This is a genomic window from Rhizobium sp. BR 314 (genome assembly GCF_047445805.1).
Lineage (GTDB): Bacteria > Pseudomonadota > Alphaproteobacteria > Rhizobiales > Rhizobiaceae > Rhizobium > Rhizobium lusitanum_B.
Genome location: NZ_JARWLA010000109.1, coordinates 1 through 1,124, shown reverse-complemented (window position 1 = coordinate 1,124; position 1,124 = coordinate 1). Strand labels below are relative to the sequence as shown.

Genomic DNA, 1,124 nt, shown 5'->3' with positions numbered 1-1,124 from the left:
GGTGGCCATGGTTACTGCATGTCTTCGCCGATGGTGGCTATGCGGGCGATAAGTTGAAGCGGCGACTGAAAAAGATCGGGCGCTGGACGATCGAGATCATCAAGCGCTCAGACAAGGCGAAAGGCTTCGAGGTTCTGCCGCGTCGATGGGTGGTCGAACGGACCTTCGCCTGGCTTGGCAGATGCCGCAGATTGGCCAAAGACGTCGAACGCTCGATCGCATCAGCCGAAGCGTGGATCATGATCGCCCACATTCGTCTCATCACCAGACGGCTAGCAAGGTATGGATATCGTTGAACGCTTTTCGAATCCGACTCTCAGAGCCTACGCCGACCGTAAAGATCGTAAAAAAATATCAGTGCAGCCAGACGGCTGCGCTCGGTTCAGACGGGAATGCGTGCACAATATGCAAAGCGTCAGCGCAAGCGACGGCAACCCCGATCCGGTGTATTTTGCTCGGGGCGTGCTGCCAAGGTATTGCAAACAAGCGCTGTTCAAAGCAGGGAAATTCTTTGGACCTTTGCGCCGAAATTGTACCATGGTCTATATTGGTTTCAGTATTTTGAGAGCACCCATGGACAATCAGGCGCAACAGCCAAACCGCGAACATCACTTTTGCGTCTCAACTGCCAAGTTTCTGTTCCACCACCCTCAGCATGGCATTGTGGCTGCGCGTGATCCCATTAAGCTCGCGGACGCTAAGCAATATGGACTGAGTCCGATTTTGCTTTATGGCGTTGCTGTCGCCCGCCTGCCAATCCGCTGGCTGACATTCTCTACCGTTACCCATCGCAGAACATTTCGCGAAGTGTTGCTGACGGCATGGGGAAGCGCGCAGGGATCGCGTGGCTTGCCAGACATTCTCCGTGTGAACCGCTTCTGTAACGGGCTGTCCCGAGTCAATCCCTTTTGAGCTTAATCCCTCGCCGAGTGCTTGCTTCTGTCCGCAGTCGACGCCGGGGTCGCTGCTTTATGGGGTCTGCTGAGGACCGGCTGGCCAATCTAAGGACGCGCAGTCACCTCAGTGCTGCTTGCGGTTCATCGGCCTATCCGCTCCATCGTCCCGGCGAAGGGACCTTGCTCCGGTGGGCTGATGGTGGTGCCCGCCCGAAACCTTGTCTTGTT

At 56.1% G+C, this 1,124-nt stretch carries 2 protein-coding genes; both read left to right on the top strand.

From position 1 onward, the window contains the following. The coding region (locus QD461_RS36640; RefSeq protein WP_141694139.1) for a transposase at positions 1 to 296 on the top strand (296 nt) is incomplete at its 5' end. After that, positions 283 to 912: a hypothetical protein gene (locus QD461_RS36635; RefSeq protein WP_135488308.1), complete on the top strand. Its 630-nt coding sequence runs from the start codon at positions 283 to 285 to the stop codon at positions 910 to 912. The genes QD461_RS36640 and QD461_RS36635, both read left to right, overlap by 14 nt. The last annotated feature ends 212 nt before the right edge of the window (positions 913 to 1,124 follow it).

Coding starts and splice junctions, on each gene's coding strand:
- QD461_RS36635 (WP_135488308.1), top strand. CDS start 283: ATGGATATCGTTGAACGCTTTTCGAATCCGACTCTCAGAGCCTACGCC.